Genomic DNA, 2193 nt, shown 5'->3' with positions numbered 1-2193 from the left:
CCTTCATATAGGGCATGGTCGTGGTCAGCAGTGCCGACATGCCGATGATGTCGGGCTGGTGCTGTTCGATCGCATCGAGATATTTCTCGACCGCATTGTTGATGCCGAGATCGATGACGTCGAAACCAGCACCTTCCATCATCATGCCGACGAGGTTCTTGCCGATGTCGTGGATGTCGCCCTTGACGGTGCCGATGACCATCTTGCCCTGCTTCGGCGCGCCGGTGGCGGCGAGCAGCGGACGCAGGATGAACATGCCGGCCTTCATCGCATTGGCCGACAGCAGCACTTCGGGAACGAACAGGATGCCGTCGCGAAAATCCTCGCCGACGATGCGCATGCCTTCGACCAGCGCTTCCGTCAGCACCTTGTAGGGCACCCAGCCGCGCTCGAGCAGGATGTTGGTGCCTTCCTCGATCTCTTCCTTCAGCCCGTCATAGAGATCGTCGTGCATCTGCTGCACCAACTCGTCGTCGGAAAGTTCGGAAAGGATGATCTCGTCGTCGGACATTTGTATCGAGCTCCTGCCGGCATCGCGACCATGTCGCAAGGCACACATCTTCGCGTTCATACCTAACCCGCTGAGGGCATGTATCCATAGCTGATTTGCGACTTCCCGCAAAAGGAAAGCGACCGTAACTCTCTTGGAATTCTTGTCGATTTTGCGACAGGCGTTGGCGCTGGCGGGCCGTTTCGAATAGGGTGCATGGCTACGATCTGGCAAGAAGCGGCGAGGCAGCCGCTATGGATTCCAGACAAGAACAGTTTCAGGGAAGAACCACCATGAGCGAACACGCGGCAGTCGATCAGGAAGCGTCAAACGCGCGACGTGGGCGTGGCGCCAGTGGCGGGGCAGCAGCCCGGCGGGCAGCACGTTCGGGCGGTGGCCCGGGTACGCAGCTCACCTACATCAAACGCAAGATCAACGTTTACGAGGTGCTGGACGAGGAAGGCCTGGCGCTGATCGAGACGAACACCGACACGGTGCTCGAGGAAATCGGCATCATCTTCCGTGATGACGCGGAAGCGCTGCAACTGTGGAAAGAGGCCGGCGCCGACGTCAAGGGCGAGCGCGTGCACTTTCCGAAGGGTCTGTGCCGTTCGCTGCTCAAGACCGCGCCGTCCGTCTACACCCAACATGCGCGCAATTCCGAGCGTTCGGTGCAGATCGGCGGCAATGCCACCGTCTTTGCGCCAGTCTACGGTCCGCCCTTCGTGCGTGACCTCGATGGCGTCAGGCGTTATGCGACGATCGAGGATTTCCAGAATTTCGTGAAGCTCGCCTATATGGCGCCGTCGATCCACCATTCGGGCGGCACGGTGTGCGAGCCCGTCGACGTGCCGGTCAACAAGCGCCATCTCGACATGATCTACAGCCACATCAAATATTCCGACAAGCCGTTCATGGGTTCGGTGACCGCGCCGGAGCGCGCCGAAGACACCGTCGCCATGGCCAAGATCGTGTTCGGCGACGATTTCGTCGAGAACAACACGGTGCTGACCAGCCTGATCAACGCCAACTCGCCGATGGTGTTCGACGAGACCATGCTCGGCGCTTTGAAAGTCTATGCGCGCCACAACCAGGCTTGCATCGTTACGCCGTTCATCCTTGCCGGCTCGATGAGCCCGGTGACGGTGGCCGGCACGCTGACGCAGGTCCTGGCCGAAGTGCTGGCCGGCGCCTCGTTCACGCAGCTGATCCGGCCGGGCGCGCCGGTGCTGTTCGGCACCTTCGCTTCGTCGATCTCGATGCAGTCGGGCGCGCCGACCTTCGGCACGCCGGAGCCGTCGCTGGTGTCTTATGGCGCCGCACAGCTGGCGCGCCGTCTCGGCCTGCCGTTCCGCACCGGCGGCTCGCTCTGCGCGTCGAAGGTTCCGGATGCTCAGGCGGCCTATGAAAGCGCCAACACGCTGAACTCGACCATCCTGGCCGGCACCAATTTCGTGCTGCATTCGGCCGGTTGGCTCGAGGGCGGGTTGGCGTCCTGCTACGAGAAATTCATGATGGACATCGACCAGCTCGGCATGACGCAGAAATTCTCAGAGGGCGTCGATCTGTCGGAAAACGGCCAGGCGATGGACGCCATCCGCCAGGTCGGCCCCGGCAGCCACTATCTCGGCTGCGACCACACCCAGGCCAATTTCCAGACCGCCTTCTACCGCTCCAACATCGCCGACAACAATTCCTACGAG

2 protein-coding genes are annotated in these 2193 nt (G+C 61.5%); one reads left to right on the top strand and one right to left on the bottom strand.

From position 1 onward, the window contains the following. Positions 1–511: B12-binding domain-containing protein (locus EN750_RS30915; RefSeq protein ID WP_127398990.1), on the bottom strand; the 511-nt coding region annotated here is incomplete at its 3' end. A gap of 272 nt (positions 512–783) precedes the next feature. On the opposite strand from EN750_RS30915, the gene EN750_RS30910 reads away from it, so the two are divergent. Next, on the top strand, positions 784–2193 hold a 1410-nt coding region (locus EN750_RS30910), incomplete at its 3' end, for a trimethylamine methyltransferase family protein (protein ID WP_127398989.1).

This window comes from Mesorhizobium sp. M7A.F.Ca.ET.027.03.2.1, from assembly GCF_003999175.1.
GTDB lineage: Bacteria > Pseudomonadota > Alphaproteobacteria > Rhizobiales > Rhizobiaceae > Mesorhizobium.
This window is presented reverse-complemented; position numbering and strand designations above follow the sequence as displayed.